Below are 13,527 nucleotides of genomic sequence, written 5' to 3' on the forward strand. Positions count from 1 at the left end.
CTCAGGCCACCACGACCTGCGCGCCACTGCCTTGAGGCGCAATCTTGCCGATGACGTGAACCTGCTCGCCGGCCGCACGCAAAGTCTTGGCGCATGCCTCGGCTTCAGCGGCATCCACCACCACCACCATGCCGATGCCGTTGTTGAAGGTGCGGTTCATCTCGACGTCGTCGATGCCTGCCGTCTTTTGCAGCCAGGCAAACAGCTCGGTCTGAGGCCAGCTGCCTTTTTGCAGGTGCGCAGCCAGGCCTTCGGGCAGCACGCGGGGGATGTTTTCGAGCAAACCACCACCCGTGATGTGGGCCAAGGCCTTGATGCCAGAGGCACCTTCCTTGTTAGGATGCTTGGCCAGCGCGGCCAGCACATTCAGCACGTACAAGCGGGTGGGCTCCATCAGAGCTTGCTTGAAGGGCTTGCCGTCCAGCGTCACAGGGGCATTGCTGCCCGCGCGCTCGATGCATTTGCGCACCAAGCTGAAACCGTTGGAATGCACGCCGCTCGACGCCAGGCCCAGCACCACGTCACCGGCTTGGACGTTCTGGCCGGTCAGGATCTTCGATTTTTCGACCGCGCCGACCGCAAAACCTGCCAGGTCGTATTCGCCAGCAGGGTACATACCTGGCATTTCGGCGGTTTCGCCACCGATCAGGGCGCAGCCTGAGAGCTCGCAGCCTTTGGCAATGCCGCCGACCACGGCGGCAGCAGTGTCCACATCCAGCTTGCCGCAGGCAAAGTAATCGAGGAAGAACAGAGGTTCGGCACCTTGCACCAGCACGTCGTTCACGCTCATGGCCACCAGGTCGATGCCCACGGTGTCGTGCATGTTCCATTCAAAAGCCAGCTTGAGCTTGGTGCCCACGCCGTCGGTGCCACTCACCAAAACAGGCTCTTTGTAGCGCTTGGGCACTTCAAACAGGGCGCCAAAACCGCCGATGCCTGCCAGCACACCTTCGCGCATGGTTTTCTTGGCCAGCGGTTTGATGCGCTCGACCAAGGCGTCGCCTGCAACGATGTCGACACCGGCGTCTTTGTAGGAAAGTGGAGTTTGACTCATGGTTTTCGCCCGAAAGGGCAGGTAAATGGGTAACAGGGGCCAATAAACGGGCTGGCAGACTTAAAATCAGGGTCTATTTTAAGGGTTGACCCTGACCGATTTGGACAACCCACTGCAAAAGACGAGACCCACGTGCAAGCACCCCTTCCATTTTTAATGACCCGTCTGGCCGCTTGGCTGGGTGTGGCCTTGGTCGCTGCCTTGGTTTTCTGGCTGCTGGCGCCGGTGTTGGCGCCCTTTGTGGTCGCCGCGGTCATGGCTTATGTCCTGCACCCCTTGGTGCTTCGGTTGGAAAGTTTTGCTGGGGTGCGGTTGCCGCGCGCTTTGGCCGTGCTGTTGGTGGAGATTTTGGCCATTCTGGCGCTGCTGGGCGTCTTGTTGCTTTTGGTGCCCATCTTGGTCCGGGAGTGGCCCCTGCTTCAGCAGCAATTGCCTGTGTTGCTTGACCGTTTGGGCGATGCCGTCAACCCCTTGTTGACTCAGTTGGGTTTGAATGTGTCGCTCGACTTGCGCGACTTGAAAACCCAGTTGGTGGCTTATTTGAGTGCCAACCGCGAAGACTGGTGGGCACCGCTCATGTCTTCGCTCAAGCTCGGGGGAAGCGCGGCTCTGGCCTTCATGGGTTACGTGGTGTTGGTGCCCGTGGCCTTGTTTTATTTGCTGCACGACTGGACGCGGATGGTGAATGCCGTGATCGAGTTGGTGCCGCCTGCCTGGCGTGGAAGTTTTGACGGTTTCATGCAAGAAAGCGACTCGGTGCTGGGGGAATACCTGCGTGGGCAATTGCTGGTCATGCTGGCATTGGCGGTGTTTTATGCCGTGGGCTTGAGGCTGTTTGGCCTGGACTTGGCCTTGCCCATTGGCGTGTTCACGGGCCTGGCCGTGTTTGTGCCGTATCTGGGTTTTGGTTTGGGGCTGGTGCTGGCTTTGCTGGCGGGCCTGCTGCAATTTGCATCTGCCCAAGCGGTGGTCATGGTGGCTGTGGTGTTTGGCTTGGGCCAGTTGATCGAGAGTTTTGTCCTCACGCCCCGCCTGGTCGGTGAGCGCATTGGCCTGCATCCTTTGTCTGTTATTTTGGCCTTGATGGCGTTTGGACAGGTGTTGGGCTTTGTGGGGGTGTTGATCGCTTTGCCCGCCAGCGCTGTCTTGCTGGTGGCACTGCGCCGCCTGCGCGTGCGTTATTTGCAAAGCGATCTGTACCAAAAAAGTGGTTCAGGTGATGCCGGGCAGGGGCCTGATCCCGCATGAAGCAACTGGCTTTGGACATCGGGCTGGCATCCACGCCCACGCTGGACAATTTTTTCGCCGGGCCCAATGTGGCGGCAGTGGCGCACTTGCGCTTGTGGACTGCCTCCAGCAGCCGTTCACCCGTGCCCAGTTACCTTTGGGGCGAGAGTGGTTCTGGCAAAACCCATTTGTTGCATGCGGTTCACCATGCCTTGAAAGAGCAGGGCGCTCAAGTGGGCTGGCTGGATGCACATACGTTGAACCCGCCCGAGTTCAATGACGAATGGACGGCCGTGTTGATGGACGATGTTCACCTGTACAACAGCGAGCAACAACACACGGCTTTCAATTGGTTTGTGAATGCGCTCACACCCCGCACAGGATCACCACGCTGGGTGTTGGCCGCCGGTGCTTTGCCGCCAGCCGATTTGAAATTGCGCGACGATCTGCGTTCGCGCTTGGGATGGGGCCACATCGACGCTCTGCAAGTGCTGGACGAGCCCGAGCGCCGAGCCGTGTTGCGCCAAGAAGCCGATGCGCGGGGCCTGTTTTTGAGCGATGAAGTCATGTCTTACATGCTCAACCGCTTTTCGCGTGATCTGGGCAGCTTGATGCAATTGCTCGACAACCTGGACCAATACGCCTTGCAAACGCAGCGCGCTCTGACCATTCCTTTGGTGCGCGCCATGCTGGAGAACGAATGAAACTCGCCTTGTTCGACCTGGACCACACTTTGCTCCCGCTGGATTCGGACCACACCTGGGGCGTTTTCACGACCGAGATGGGCTGGAACGACCCGGCGGTGTTCAGCCAGCGCAACGACGAGTTTTATGCCCACTACCAGGCGGGCACGCTCGACATCCATGATTACGTGCGATTTGCCACCCGTGCCGCTCGCGAGCGTGGTGCGACCGCTGCAGCGCAGGCCCATGCACGCTACATGGACGATGTGATTCGGCCCCGCATCACGCCCGAGGCGCTGGCACTGGTACGATCGCACCAGCACGCAGGCGACACCGTCATGATCGTGACGGCCACCAACGAGTTTGTGACCCGCCCGATTGCCCAGGCTTTCGGGGTGAGCGAATTGATTGCGGTGGAACTTGAACGCGATGCCGCGGGCTGGATCACCGGTGAAATCAAGGGCACACCTTCATTCAGAGAAGGTAAAGTCACCCGGGTTGCGCAGTGGCTGACCCAGCAGGGCTTGGACTGGGACGATGTAGAAATGACGTTCTACTCGGACTCCATGAACGACCTGCCGCTTCTCGAAAAAGCCCACCATCCGGTGGCAACGAACCCTGACGCTCGGTTGCGTCAACTGGCCACAGAGCTTGGCTGGCGCATCCTCGAACTCTTTCAAGAATGATCAAACAATTCATCGACAAGCTGATGGGCAAGGCGCCTAAAAGCAACAAGCCCCACTTTGGTCGTCGCACAGAAGTGCCTGCATCGGTGCATGGCATCGACCCGAACTTGGTGGACGATCGCGCCATCAACGTGACCCGCACCTTGCAGCAAGCCGGGTTTGAGGCCTATATCGTCGGTGGCGCCGTGCGCGATCTGCTGCTGGGCTTGCGCCCCAAAGACTTTGATGTGGCCACCGACGCCACGCCCGAGCAGGTCAAGGGCCTGTTTCGCCGTGCATTCATCATTGGACGGCGCTTTCGCATCGTGCACGTGGTCTATGGCCGAGGACGCGACAACGAAGTGATCGAGGTTTCCACTTTCCGTGCCCACCTGGACAACGCTGCTGCCGAACAGGTCAAAGGCAATGAGCGCACCAGCAAGCGCCAACTTGAAGGCATGCACCACGCAGTCGATTCATCTGGACGTGTGCTGCGCGACAACGTCTGGGGGCCGCAAGACGAAGACGCGACCCGTCGTGATTTCACCGTCAACGCCATGTATTACGACCCTGAGTCGCAGATCGTGGTCGACTACCACGGCGGTATTCCGGATGCCAAAAAGCGTGTGTTGCGCATGATCGGTGACCCGGTGGCGCGCTATCGCGAAGACCCGGTCCGCATCATCCGTGCGGTGCGTTTTGCCGCCAAGCTCAGCCCTTTGGGCTTCAAGCTGGAGGCCAAAACAGCCAAACCCCTGACGCAGTCAGCGACCTTGTTGGCTGATGTACCGCAAAGCCGCTTGTTTGACGAAATGCTCAAACTGCTGCAAACCGGGCATGCCTTGGCGTCCATTGCGCAGCTGAAAAAACTGGGGCTGGCCACCGGCATTTACCCCTTGCTTGACGTCGTGGTGGAGCGGGCTGAAAGTGCTTTTGTGCAAGTGGCCTTGGCCGATACCGACCGCCGAGTGGGTGAGGGCAAGCCCGTGGCCCCGAGCTTCTTGCTGGCTTGTGTGTTGTGGGCCGATGTGCGCGAAGGTTGGGCCAAGCGCCTGGCTCGCAAAGAACACCCTTATCCGGCTCTCCAAGACGCCATCGACGAGGTGTTTGATGCCCGCATTGGCGATGTCTCCGGCCGTGGCAAGCTGGCTGCTGACATGCGCGAGATCTGGATGATGCAACCGCGCTTTGAAAAGCGTGTGGGCAGCACGCCCTTTGGCTTGGTCGAGCAGCCGCGCTTTCGGGCCGGATTTGACTTTTTGCGCTTGCGTACCGACATCGAAGAGGTGGATGTGCGTTTGGCCGACTGGTGGCAAGAGTTCAGCATGGCCAGTGATTCAGAGCGCGAAGACTTGGTGCAGGCGGCGAAAGCCGAGCAACAAGCTTCGCAAGTGGGCAAACCCCGCGTGCGCCGCGCGCCCAGGCCTGAAGGTGCTGCGGCACCCCGGTCCTCAGCAGGCCAAAGCGAAGTGAGCCCCGCAGCAGCTTCACCCGATGCGGGTGATGACGGTGCGCCCAAAAAGCGCCGCCGTCGCCGTCGCAAGCCCGGTGCAGCCGTGGACCAGGCGGGTGAATCGGGCAGCGCTGAATAAGCCTGCGCCTTCCCACCCATGAAGGCCAACTTTCGAGACGCCGTGACTGCCTATGTGGCGCTCGGGGCCAATTTGGGCGATGCCTTGCAGACGGTGCTGCACGCGCTGAATGCGCTGGCGCTGCTGCCCGGTACGCAGGTCACGGGTCGGTCCCGGCTGTACCGAACGGCTCCGTATCAAGCGCAAGGACCTGATTTCATCAACGCGGTGGCGCAGATCCAGACTCGCTTGAGCGCCCCCGATTTGCTGGATGCCTTGCAGGCCATCGAAACCCAGGCCGGGCGTCAGCGCCCTTACGTCAACGCACCGCGCACGCTGGATCTTGATTTGCTCATCTATGGCCAGGTCAGCATGAGCAGCCCGCGTTTGACCTTGCCTCATCCGCGTTGGCGCGAGCGGGCTTTTGTGCTGTACCCCTTGGCCGATTTGTCGCCCGGCCTCGTGACCGCTGAAGACCGTGCGCGCGTTTCAGACCAGTCCATCGATGTTTTGCCGGAGCCCCAACCATGACGGTTCTCACCAGCTTGCCGATTTCCTTGCAGACGATTTTGCTGTTGCTGGCCAGCAATGTCTTCATGACTTTTGCCTGGTATGGCCACCTGCGCAACATGGCCACGGCACCTTGGTACGCGGCAGCCTTGGTGAGCTGGGGCATCGCTTCGCTGGAATACCTGTTCCAGGTGCCCGCTAACCGCATCGGCCACACCCAATTCAGCGTGGGCCAGCTGAAGATCATGCAAGAGGTGATCACCTTGAGTGTTTTTGTACCCTTTGCGATCTTTTACCTCAAAGAGCCCTTCAAGCTGGACTACCTGTGGGCGGCTATGTGCATGGTTGGGGCGGTTTACTTCATTTTCCGCAATGCATAAGTATTTCTCCGCTGCCCGGTGCAAACCGAGCGGTTAAACTTGCCGCTGTCGCAAAACTGTCACTTTCTCCCCTTTTCCGTTATCAGGAGCTTCCCATGCTGTTTGGCAAATTGCTGCCCAAAGAAGGCAACTTCTTCGAACTGTTCAATCAACACGCGGAGCGCATTGTCGAAGCGGCGCGGGCGTTCTCGAACCTGGTGGCCAATTACAACGACGTGCACCTGCGTGAAAAGTACAACCGCGATGTGGACAATGCCGAGCACGCTGCAGACCGCGTGACCCAGGAAGTCAACCGCCTGATCCACACCACCTTCATCACGCCGATTGACCGTGAACAGATTCATGCCTTGATCAACCTGATGGACGATGTGGCCGACCTGATTCAGGATTCGGCGGAAACCATGGCGCTGTACGACGTGCGCCACATGACTGAAGAGATTACGCGTCTGACCGATCTGTCGGTGCGTTGCTGTGAGCGTGTGCAAGACGCCGTCAAATTGCTGGCCCGCATTGGCGAGCCTGCCGTGGCCGAATCGGCCCTCAAAACCTGCGAGGAAATTGATCGGCTGGAGTCAGATGCCGACCGCGTGATGCGCAGCGCCATGAGCAAGCTGTTTCGCGACGAACCCGATGTCCGCGAGATCATCAAGCTCAAGGCCATTTACGAGCTGCTGGAAACCATCACCGATAAGTGTGAAGACGTGGCCAACCAGATCGAGGGCATCGTCCTCGAGAATTCCTGATCTGAACCGGACGTCCTGACTATGGAAACCGTACAAGCCGCCTTGTGGGTGGTGATCTTGCTGGTCGCCCTGGCGCTGATTTTTGACTTCATGAACGGGTTTCATGATGCCGCCAACTCGATTGCGACCGTGGTCTCCACGGGGGTGCTCAAGCCCGCTCAGGCGGTGGTCTTCGCCGCTTTTTTCAACTTCATCGCTATCTTTATTTTCCATTTGAGTGTGGCGGCCACTGTGGGAAAGGGCATCGTTCAGCCAGGCATTGTGGACACCCATGTGGTGTTCGGCGCCTTGGTGGGTGCCATCACTTGGAACATCATTACCTGGTACTACGGCATTCCCAGCAGCTCTTCGCATGCCCTGATCGGCGGCATTGTGGGCGCTGTGATTGCCAAGGCGGGTGCTGGTGCGTTGGTGTCCACGGGCATCATGAAAACAGTGGCTTTCATCTTTGTTTCGCCCTTGCTCGGGTTCTTGCTGGGTTCTTTGATGATGGTGGGAGTAGCACACATCTTCAGGCGTTCTAGGCCCTCGAAGGTGGATAAATGGTTCCGCCGCTTGCAGCTTGTTTCGGCTGGGGCATACAGTTTGGGGCATGGCGGTAATGACGCTCAAAAGACCATCGGCATCATCTGGATGATGTTGATTGCGACCGGTTATGCCACCTCGGCTGACACATCCCCTCCAGGTTGGGTTATTGTCTGTTGTTACATGGCCATCGGTCTGGGTACCATGTTTGGTGGCTGGCGCATCGTCAAAACCATGGGCCAAAAAATCACCAAACTCAAACCTGTGGGTGGTTTTTGTGCGGAAACGGGTGGTGCCATGACCTTGTTCTTGGCCACGGCCTTGGGCATTCCTGTCTCTACCACCCACACCATCACAGGCGCGATTGTGGGCGTGGGATCTACCCAGCGCGCCAGCGCAGTTCGATGGGGTGTCGCGGGCAACATTGTGTGGGCTTGGGTGCTGACCATTCCTGCCAGCGCTTTTGTGGCCGCAGTGGCTTATTGGGTCAGTTTCCGGGTTTTCGACTGAAATTCGGATGGCTTAAGCTGGTTCAGCTGAGTCTGATTTCCAAAGTTTAAAAACCGCCTGAAGCCATTCAGGCGGTTTTTTTATTGACTGATGAGCCTTGCCGCTTCGATCTGGTATTCGAAATACCGCTGGAAGCTGAAAGCCAGGCTAGACATCAGCACAGCGGTACCAATCAGCAAAGCGATGGCGATGCCGATGACCGTACCCCAATGGGTCTGCCCGGGTGTGGCCAGTGCATCGGCTTGGGGGTTGAATTTGGCATTCCACTTTTCAATTGGCGTGAGGCCATAAATGATGGCATTGAGGGCGCAACCCGCAATGGTGAAGCCCAGCAAGGGAATCAGCAGCCAGCTGAGCGTGTCGTCTTGTCCCAATTGTTGGACCCGCTCCACTCCGTAAAGGCCAAGGGCTGTCGGGATGGGCAGCAGCCAGGCCGGCATGTCTGCAAAACCGTACAGGTAAAAGCGGTGCAAGCCCAAAGGCCCCCCAAAAAAAGCCAACCAGGTCGCGCGTGTTTTGTTTTTCATGGTGCCGATTATTGCGGAGCGGTGCTGTCGCCAACGCCCAAAGGTTTTTCCATCATCACGACATCGAGCCAGCGGTCGAACTTCCAGCCGCATGACTTGAGGATGCCGACATGGCTGAAGCCCACGGAAGTGTGGACACCAATTGATCCGGCGTTGGCCGAATCGCCAATGACAGCCAGAAACTTGCGCACACCTGCTTGTTCGGCTTTGGCACACAACTCGGCCAGCAAGGCTTTGCCCATGCCTTTGCGGTGAACGTCTGGAGCCATGTAAATCGAGTCTTCGGCAGAAAAACGGTAGGCCGGACGGGGTTTGAACCAGTTGCAATAGGCAAAACCGATCACACGGCCTGCATCTTCGACCACCAAGTAGGGCAGCCCTTTGGCCAACACGTCAACTCGGCGACTGGCCATGTCGGCTTGTGTGGGTGGGTCGATCTCGAAAGTACCGGTGCCCGTGAGCACGTGGTGGCGGTAAATGGCGGTGATGGCGGCGATATCTTCGTCGCGGCTGGGGCGGATTAGAGGCAAGGCAAGGCTCCCGTTGTATAATGGTGGGCTTTTCAGTGTGTCACTGGCCGGGTGGCCAGTTGCGTGTCTCAAACGCTGAAAGATACCGGGTGTCTCGGCAATTGTTCCGAAGATACCCAACCACCCAAGGATAAATCATGGTTGTTATTCGTTTGAACCGCGGCGGCTCTAAAGCACGTCCTTTCTTCAACATCGTCGTTGCTGACAAGCGCGTGCGTCGCGATGGTCGCTTCCTCGAGCGCATCGGTTTCTACAACCCCACAGCCAAAGGTGGCGAAGAAGGTCTGCGCATTGCACAAGACCGTCTGACCTACTGGAAGAGCGTTGGCGCCCAGGCTTCCCCCACTGTGGAACGCCTGATCCGTCAAGCTGGCAAAGCAGCCGCCTGATCGGCTCGCCTTGGCCATGCGTCCGCCTTTGGAAACAGCCGCACTGCCGGCTGACGCCATTGAAATCGGGCGCATAGCCGATGCCTGGGGCATCAAAGGCTGGTTCAAGGTCTTGCCCCACAGCGCCTCTCCTGAGGCGCTTTTTTCTTCCAAGCGCTGGTTTTTGTTGCCGCCCGACCGGCCCATGAAACCCAAGCGCGCGACCGAAATCGCAGCATCCAAAACCGAACAAGTGGCTTGGACCGAGCCATTGCTGTTGTGCGTCAAGGAAGCCAAAGATCATTCGGATACCGTGGTGGCCTGTGCCCAGGACATCAACGACCGCAACGCCGCTGAGGCTTTGCGTGGCGCACGTATTTTTGTACCGCGCTCGAGCTTTCCGACCGCTGAAGAGGGCGAGTACTACTGGGTCGACCTCATCGGCCTGCAAGTGGTCAATCGTGAAGGCCTTGACCTTGGCCAAGTGCGCGATCTCATGTCCACCGGGCCACAAACCGTATTGGTCATTGAAGCAGCCCCAGAGTCAGAAGGCGGCAAAGCGCTTGAGCGCATGATCCCTTTTGTCGATGCTTTCGTCGATGGTGTCGACTTGCCAGGCAAGCGCATCACGGTGGATTGGCAACCCGACTACTGATCGGCCTCGGCCGTGGAGGGCCATCCCCATGCGCTTTGACATCATCACCCTGTTTCCCGAGCTTTTTGAGCCGCTTTTGACAAGTGGCATCACCCGCCGTGCTTACGAAAGCGGCTTGGTGGATGTGCATTTCTGGAATCCACGGGACTACGCGGAAGGCAATTACCGTCGCGTCGATGACCGCTCATTCGGCGGTGGTCCTGGCATGGTCATGTTGGCTGAGCCCTTGTTCAAATGCCTCACGGCGATTCGTGCTGAGCGTCAGGAGGCCAATCCGGCCCCTTTGGTGCTGTTTTCGCCTATTGGGCAGGTTCTGAACCACTCTGTGGTGCAAAAGTGGTCGCACAGCACAGGGGCTGTGTTGTTGTGTGGCCGCTATGAAGGTGTCGATCAGCGATTCATTGACCAATATGTCGATCAGCAAATCAGTCTGGGGGATTTTGTGCTCTCAGGTGGAGAAATTGCAGCCATGGCCCTGCTGGATGCCGTGGCCCGTTTGCAGCCCGGTGTCCTCAATGATGAAGGCAGCCACCAGCAAGACAGCTTTAATCCTGCATTGGACGGTTTGCTGGACAGTCCGCACTACACCCGTCCAGAGGTTTGGCAAGATTGCGCTGTACCGGCGGCGCTCATGTCGGGCCACCATGCCCAGATTGCTCGTTGGCGACGCGAACAAAGCCTGCGCCAAAGTGCATTGCACCGCCCTGAATTGCTGGAGCAGGCCCGTCTGTCAGGCAAGTTGAGTCGTCAGGATGAAGTCTTCTTGAAGCAGTTGTCGCATGGCTCGACCGCACTCGGTCGCGATACGGGGCCGAAAAAGCTATAATCAAGGGCTTTTCGATCCTCTACCCGCCGCGATCTGGCTCAGTCATGCGCATGCATGGCCTTTACAGCACAGAACGCCCCTTGTGTAGCGAGGCATGATCGGACGGAGTTCAAAAAATGAATTTGATTCAAACTCTTGAGCAGGAAGAAATTGCCCGTCTGGGTAAAGTGATTCCTGATTTTGCCCCCGGCGACACCGTGATCGTCAGCGTCAACGTGGTTGAAGGTGCGCGCAAGCGTGTCCAAGCCTACGAAGGTGTTGTGATCGCCAAGCGTAACCGTGGCCTGAACAGCGGCTTCACCGTTCGCAAGATCTCCAGTGGCGAAGGCGTGGAACGTACGTTCCAAACTTACAGCCCTGTGATCGCCAGCATCGAAGTCAAGCGTCGTGGTGATGTTCGCCGCGCCAAGCTGTACTACCTGCGTGACCGCAGCGGCAAGTCGGCACGTATCAAAGAAAAGTTGCCACAGCGCAAAGCAGCTCCTGCTGCCAAAGCGTAAAGCCTTTTCGGCCATACGAAAAAACCGCCCGGGTTTGCGCCTTGGCGGTTTTTTTATGGTCGGCTCAAAACGGGCAACCTATCCATTCGTTAGCCCATAAAAAAAGGTCTTGCCGGTGAGGGCAAGACCTTATCGATGGCTCAAAGTCCAGGGCTTGAACCCTGGAGTGTGATCAACCGCGTGTGATTTTCAGCACACGGGTGCCACCACGCTTGCCTGCAGGGCCTTCGCCTGCAGCATGGGGCTTGAAGTTGCTGGCACCAAACTGCTTGGGACCACGGGCGAACTTGTCACCTGCAGCGCCGCGAGGGGCAGGGCGGGCGGCGTTGCGGTTGTCACCTCCACGGTCTTCCCAGCGGCCGCCTTGACGTGGACCGTCCTGGCGTGCGTCTTGACGCGGTGCGCCACGGTTGTCACCACGATCCCATGGGTGGGCTGGTGCAGCGCGTTGTTCAAAGCGGTCACCGCCACGGGGGGCTTCAAAACGGCCACCGTCTTTGCGGGCATCGAAGCGGGGTTCGTTGCGCTGCTCAAAGCGGGGCTGCTCGTCACGGAAGTTGCCACGCGGGGCGCGGTTGTCAAAGCCACCGCCGTCGCGGTCACGGTTGCCACCGAAGTCGCGACCACCTGATGAGGGACGGCCACCACGGAAGCCACCGCCTGCATTGGCGTAATTGCGCTCACCACCAAAGCGGTCACCGCCACGGCCCATCGGCTTGCGGGCTTCGGGCATGCGCACTTTGGGTTCGAGGCCTGGAATCACTTCGGCTTTGAAAGGCTGACGTGTGTAGGACTCGATGTCACCGATCTTGCGACGGTCACGGATTTCGGCAAAGGTCACGGCCAAACCGTCACGACCGGCGCGGCCTGTGCGGCCAATGCGGTGGGTGTAGTCTTCGGCCTTCATCGGCAAACCGAAGTTGAACACGTGCGTGATGGTGGGCACGTCGATGCCGCGAGCGGCCACATCGGTGGCGACCAAAATCTGTACTTGGCCATTGCGCAAAGCCATCAGGCGGCGGTTGCGCATGCCTTGGCTCAGGGCGCCGTGCAGGGCGACAGCAGAAAAGCCGTCTTGCTGCAGGTCAGCAGCCAGACCGTCACACTCGATTTGGGTGCTGGAGAACACGATGGCCTGGTCGATCGTGGCGTCACGCAACCAGTGGTCGAGCATCTGGCGCTTGTGTTGGGCATTGTCGGCCCAGAACAGCACCTGCTTGATGTTGTTGTGCTTTTCCTGGGGGTTGTCGATCTGGATTTTCTGGACCGAAGAACCACCGTCGTGCATCACGCGCATGGCCAGTTGCTGAATGCGCGGTGCAAAGGTTGCACTGAACATCATGGTCTGGCGACGCTGGCTGGTCATGTCGTTGATGTCGGCCAAGTCGTCCGAGAAGCCCAGGTCGAGCATGCGGTCGGCTTCGTCCACCACCAAGAATTGCACCTTGTCCAGCTTGATTTGCATGGAGCGCTGCAGGTCGAGCAAACGGCCGGGGGTGGCCACGACCAAGTTGGCGTTTTGCAGCTTGGCAATTTGCAGCTGGTAAGGAATGCCGCCGACCACGTTGGCCACCCGCAGACCGCGTGTGTGCTTGACCAGCTCGATGGCGTCTTGCGCCACTTGCTGGGCCAGCTCGCGAGTGGGGCAAAGGATCAGGGCGCCGGGTGTCGGTGCCTTGAAGTTGCGTGGATTGGTGGGGTCTTTGCGCTTGGCACGCTTGGGGGCAGGTTCGCCTTTGGCAGCAGCGTCGGCGCAGGCTTGTTCAAACTCAGCGCGCTCTGCGGCTTCCTGTTCGGCCATTTGCTGAATCAGGGTGTGCAGCACGGGCAGCAAGAAGGCTGCGGTTTTGCCGCTGCCGGTCTGGCTGGAGACCATCAGGTCGCTGTAGCCATTGGATTGGCCGTCCTTGGAGCCACCGGCTGTGGGCAGTGCCAAAGGAATGGCACGCAATTGCACAGCTGTGGGCTGGGTGTAGCCCAGATCGGCCACGGCTTGCACCAGCTCGGGGGCCAGGCCCAGTTCAATGAAGCCATTGGGCACGTCGGCGACGGCTTCCGCTTCTTCGGCAGCTTCAGTGGTGAATTCAGCGGCTGGCTCGGGGGTGATTTCGGCCGCTGCGGCGGCCATGATTTCAAGGGCCAAGTTGTTTGCTGCAGGTTGTGCAGTCGACTCGGTGGTCATGGATGTGATTTCGGCAGGCGACAAGTCGCTCTGCACTGGGTTCAAAGTGTCAGTCATGTGTGTATAAAAAC

Annotated in this window: 16 protein-coding genes; 12 read left to right on the forward strand and 4 right to left on the reverse strand. The window is 58.8% G+C overall.

Going from position 1 to position 13,527, the window contains the following annotated elements; genetic code table 11:
* Nucleotide 1: 1 nt before the first annotated feature.
* Nucleotides 2-1,054, reverse strand: coding sequence for a phosphoribosylformylglycinamidine cyclo-ligase (purM, locus tag B9Z37_RS09835; protein ID WP_108312841.1), 1,053 nt, complete (start codon nucleotides 1,052-1,054; stop codon nucleotides 2-4).
* 156 nt (nucleotides 1,055-1,210) lie between these two features.
* Here purM and B9Z37_RS09840 point away from each other — a divergent pair, with 156 nt between their 5' ends.
* The 8 genes from B9Z37_RS09840 (at nucleotide 1,211) to B9Z37_RS09875 (ending at nucleotide 7,868) form a co-directional block, all read left to right on the forward strand.
* Nucleotides 1,211-2,302: an AI-2E family transporter gene (locus tag B9Z37_RS09840; protein WP_108312842.1), complete on the forward strand. Its 1,092-nt coding sequence runs from the start codon at nucleotides 1,211-1,213 to the stop codon at nucleotides 2,300-2,302.
* Nucleotides 2,299-2,985: a DnaA regulatory inactivator Hda gene (gene hda, locus B9Z37_RS09845; protein WP_108312843.1), complete on the forward strand. Its 687-nt coding sequence runs from the start codon at nucleotides 2,299-2,301 to the stop codon at nucleotides 2,983-2,985. The genes B9Z37_RS09840 and hda overlap by 4 nt, the downstream gene beginning before the upstream one ends.
* Nucleotides 2,982-3,650, forward strand: coding sequence for a histidinol-phosphatase (locus B9Z37_RS09850; RefSeq protein ID WP_108312844.1), 669 nt, complete (start codon nucleotides 2,982-2,984; stop codon nucleotides 3,648-3,650). The genes hda and B9Z37_RS09850 overlap by 4 nt, the downstream gene beginning before the upstream one ends.
* A complete protein-coding gene (gene pcnB / locus B9Z37_RS09855) occupies nucleotides 3,647-5,221 on the forward strand; it encodes a polynucleotide adenylyltransferase PcnB (protein WP_108312845.1) in 1,575 nt (524 codons plus the stop codon). The genes B9Z37_RS09850 and pcnB overlap by 4 nt, the downstream gene beginning before the upstream one ends.
* 18 nt (nucleotides 5,222-5,239) lie before the next feature.
* Nucleotides 5,240-5,731: a 2-amino-4-hydroxy-6-hydroxymethyldihydropteridine diphosphokinase gene (gene folK, locus B9Z37_RS09860; protein ID WP_108312846.1), complete on the forward strand. Its 492-nt coding sequence runs from the start codon at nucleotides 5,240-5,242 to the stop codon at nucleotides 5,729-5,731.
* Complete coding sequence (locus B9Z37_RS09865) at nucleotides 5,728-6,090, forward strand: DMT family protein (RefSeq protein ID WP_108312847.1); 363 nt, start codon at nucleotides 5,728-5,730, stop codon at nucleotides 6,088-6,090. Before folK ends, B9Z37_RS09865 begins: the two co-directional genes overlap by 4 nt.
* A gap of 95 nt (nucleotides 6,091-6,185) precedes the next feature.
* Nucleotides 6,186-6,833, forward strand: coding sequence for a DUF47 domain-containing protein (locus B9Z37_RS09870; protein WP_108312848.1), 648 nt, complete (start codon nucleotides 6,186-6,188; stop codon nucleotides 6,831-6,833).
* 21 nt (nucleotides 6,834-6,854) lie between these two features.
* Nucleotides 6,855-7,868, forward strand: coding sequence for an inorganic phosphate transporter (locus B9Z37_RS09875; RefSeq protein WP_108312849.1), 1,014 nt, complete (start codon nucleotides 6,855-6,857; stop codon nucleotides 7,866-7,868).
* A gap of 80 nt (nucleotides 7,869-7,948) precedes the next feature.
* Here the strand turns inward: B9Z37_RS09875 and B9Z37_RS09880 are convergent, their stop codons facing one another.
* Together B9Z37_RS09880 and B9Z37_RS09885 are read right to left on the reverse strand one after the other, a co-directional pair.
* Nucleotides 7,949-8,395 (reverse strand): TM2 domain-containing protein, encoded by a 447-nt coding sequence (locus tag B9Z37_RS09880; RefSeq protein WP_108312850.1) that lies wholly within the window; start codon nucleotides 8,393-8,395, stop codon nucleotides 7,949-7,951.
* 8 nt (nucleotides 8,396-8,403) lie between these two features.
* Entirely contained in the window at nucleotides 8,404-8,925 is a 522-nt protein-coding gene (locus B9Z37_RS09885; RefSeq protein ID WP_108312851.1) for a GNAT family N-acetyltransferase, read from the reverse strand.
* A 137-nt stretch (nucleotides 8,926-9,062) separates the two neighbouring features.
* Here B9Z37_RS09885 and rpsP point away from each other — a divergent pair, with 137 nt between their 5' ends.
* The 4 genes from rpsP (at nucleotide 9,063) to rplS (ending at nucleotide 11,274) form a co-directional block, all read left to right on the forward strand.
* Nucleotides 9,063-9,314 (forward strand): 30S ribosomal protein S16, encoded by a 252-nt coding sequence (rpsP, locus tag B9Z37_RS09890; protein ID WP_019430383.1) that lies wholly within the window; start codon nucleotides 9,063-9,065, stop codon nucleotides 9,312-9,314.
* A 16-nt stretch (nucleotides 9,315-9,330) separates the two neighbouring features.
* Nucleotides 9,331-9,948: a ribosome maturation factor RimM gene (rimM, locus tag B9Z37_RS09895; RefSeq protein ID WP_108312852.1), complete on the forward strand. Its 618-nt coding sequence runs from the start codon at nucleotides 9,331-9,333 to the stop codon at nucleotides 9,946-9,948.
* Nucleotides 9,949-9,976: 28 nt separating this feature from the next.
* Nucleotides 9,977-10,774, forward strand: coding sequence for a tRNA (guanosine(37)-N1)-methyltransferase TrmD (trmD, locus tag B9Z37_RS09900; RefSeq protein WP_108312853.1), 798 nt, complete (start codon nucleotides 9,977-9,979; stop codon nucleotides 10,772-10,774).
* A 116-nt stretch (nucleotides 10,775-10,890) separates the two neighbouring features.
* Nucleotides 10,891-11,274 carry a 50S ribosomal protein L19 gene (rplS, locus tag B9Z37_RS09905; RefSeq protein ID WP_108312854.1) on the forward strand — a complete coding sequence of 128 codons (384 nt, stop codon included), beginning with the start codon at nucleotides 10,891-10,893 and terminating at the stop codon, nucleotides 11,272-11,274.
* A gap of 172 nt (nucleotides 11,275-11,446) precedes the next feature.
* Here rplS and B9Z37_RS09910 read toward each other — a convergent pair whose 3' ends face one another.
* Nucleotides 11,447-13,513, reverse strand: a complete 2,067-nt coding sequence (locus B9Z37_RS09910; protein ID WP_108312855.1) for a DEAD/DEAH box helicase — start codon at nucleotides 13,511-13,513, stop codon at nucleotides 11,447-11,449.
* Nucleotides 13,514-13,527 lie beyond the last annotated feature (14 nt).

Origin of the sequence: Limnohabitans parvus II-B4 (assembly GCF_003063455.1) — a bacterium.
Classification (GTDB): Bacteria; Pseudomonadota; Gammaproteobacteria; order Burkholderiales; family Burkholderiaceae_C; genus Limnohabitans_A; species Limnohabitans_A parvus.

Bases quoted from the DNA above. Each gene is read 5' to 3' on its own strand.
- trmD (WP_108312853.1), top strand. From the start codon at position 9,977: ATGCGCTTTGACATCATCACCCTGTTTCCCGAGCTTTTTGAGCCGCTT.
- rimM (WP_108312852.1), top strand. From the start codon at position 9,331: ATGCGTCCGCCTTTGGAAACAGCCGCACTGCCGGCTGACGCCATTGAA.
- rplS (WP_108312854.1), top strand. From the start codon at position 10,891: ATGAATTTGATTCAAACTCTTGAGCAGGAAGAAATTGCCCGTCTGGGT.
- hda (WP_108312843.1), top strand. From the start codon at position 2,299: ATGAAGCAACTGGCTTTGGACATCGGGCTGGCATCCACGCCCACGCTG.
- B9Z37_RS09840 (WP_108312842.1), top strand. From the start codon at position 1,211: ATGACCCGTCTGGCCGCTTGGCTGGGTGTGGCCTTGGTCGCTGCCTTG.
- pcnB (WP_108312845.1), top strand. From the start codon at position 3,647: ATGATCAAACAATTCATCGACAAGCTGATGGGCAAGGCGCCTAAAAGC.
- B9Z37_RS09880 (WP_108312850.1), bottom strand. From the start codon at position 8,395: ATGAAAAACAAAACACGCGCGACCTGGTTGGCTTTTTTTGGGGGGCCT.
- B9Z37_RS09875 (WP_108312849.1), top strand. From the start codon at position 6,855: ATGGAAACCGTACAAGCCGCCTTGTGGGTGGTGATCTTGCTGGTCGCC.
- purM (WP_108312841.1), bottom strand. From the start codon at position 1,054: ATGAGTCAAACTCCACTTTCCTACAAAGACGCCGGTGTCGACATCGTT.
- rpsP (WP_019430383.1), top strand. From the start codon at position 9,063: ATGGTTGTTATTCGTTTGAACCGCGGCGGCTCTAAAGCACGTCCTTTC.
- B9Z37_RS09850 (WP_108312844.1), top strand. From the start codon at position 2,982: ATGAAACTCGCCTTGTTCGACCTGGACCACACTTTGCTCCCGCTGGAT.
- B9Z37_RS09870 (WP_108312848.1), top strand. From the start codon at position 6,186: ATGCTGTTTGGCAAATTGCTGCCCAAAGAAGGCAACTTCTTCGAACTG.
- B9Z37_RS09865 (WP_108312847.1), top strand. From the start codon at position 5,728: ATGACGGTTCTCACCAGCTTGCCGATTTCCTTGCAGACGATTTTGCTG.
- B9Z37_RS09910 (WP_108312855.1), bottom strand. From the start codon at position 13,513: ATGACTGACACTTTGAACCCAGTGCAGAGCGACTTGTCGCCTGCCGAA.
- folK (WP_108312846.1), top strand. From the start codon at position 5,240: ATGAAGGCCAACTTTCGAGACGCCGTGACTGCCTATGTGGCGCTCGGG.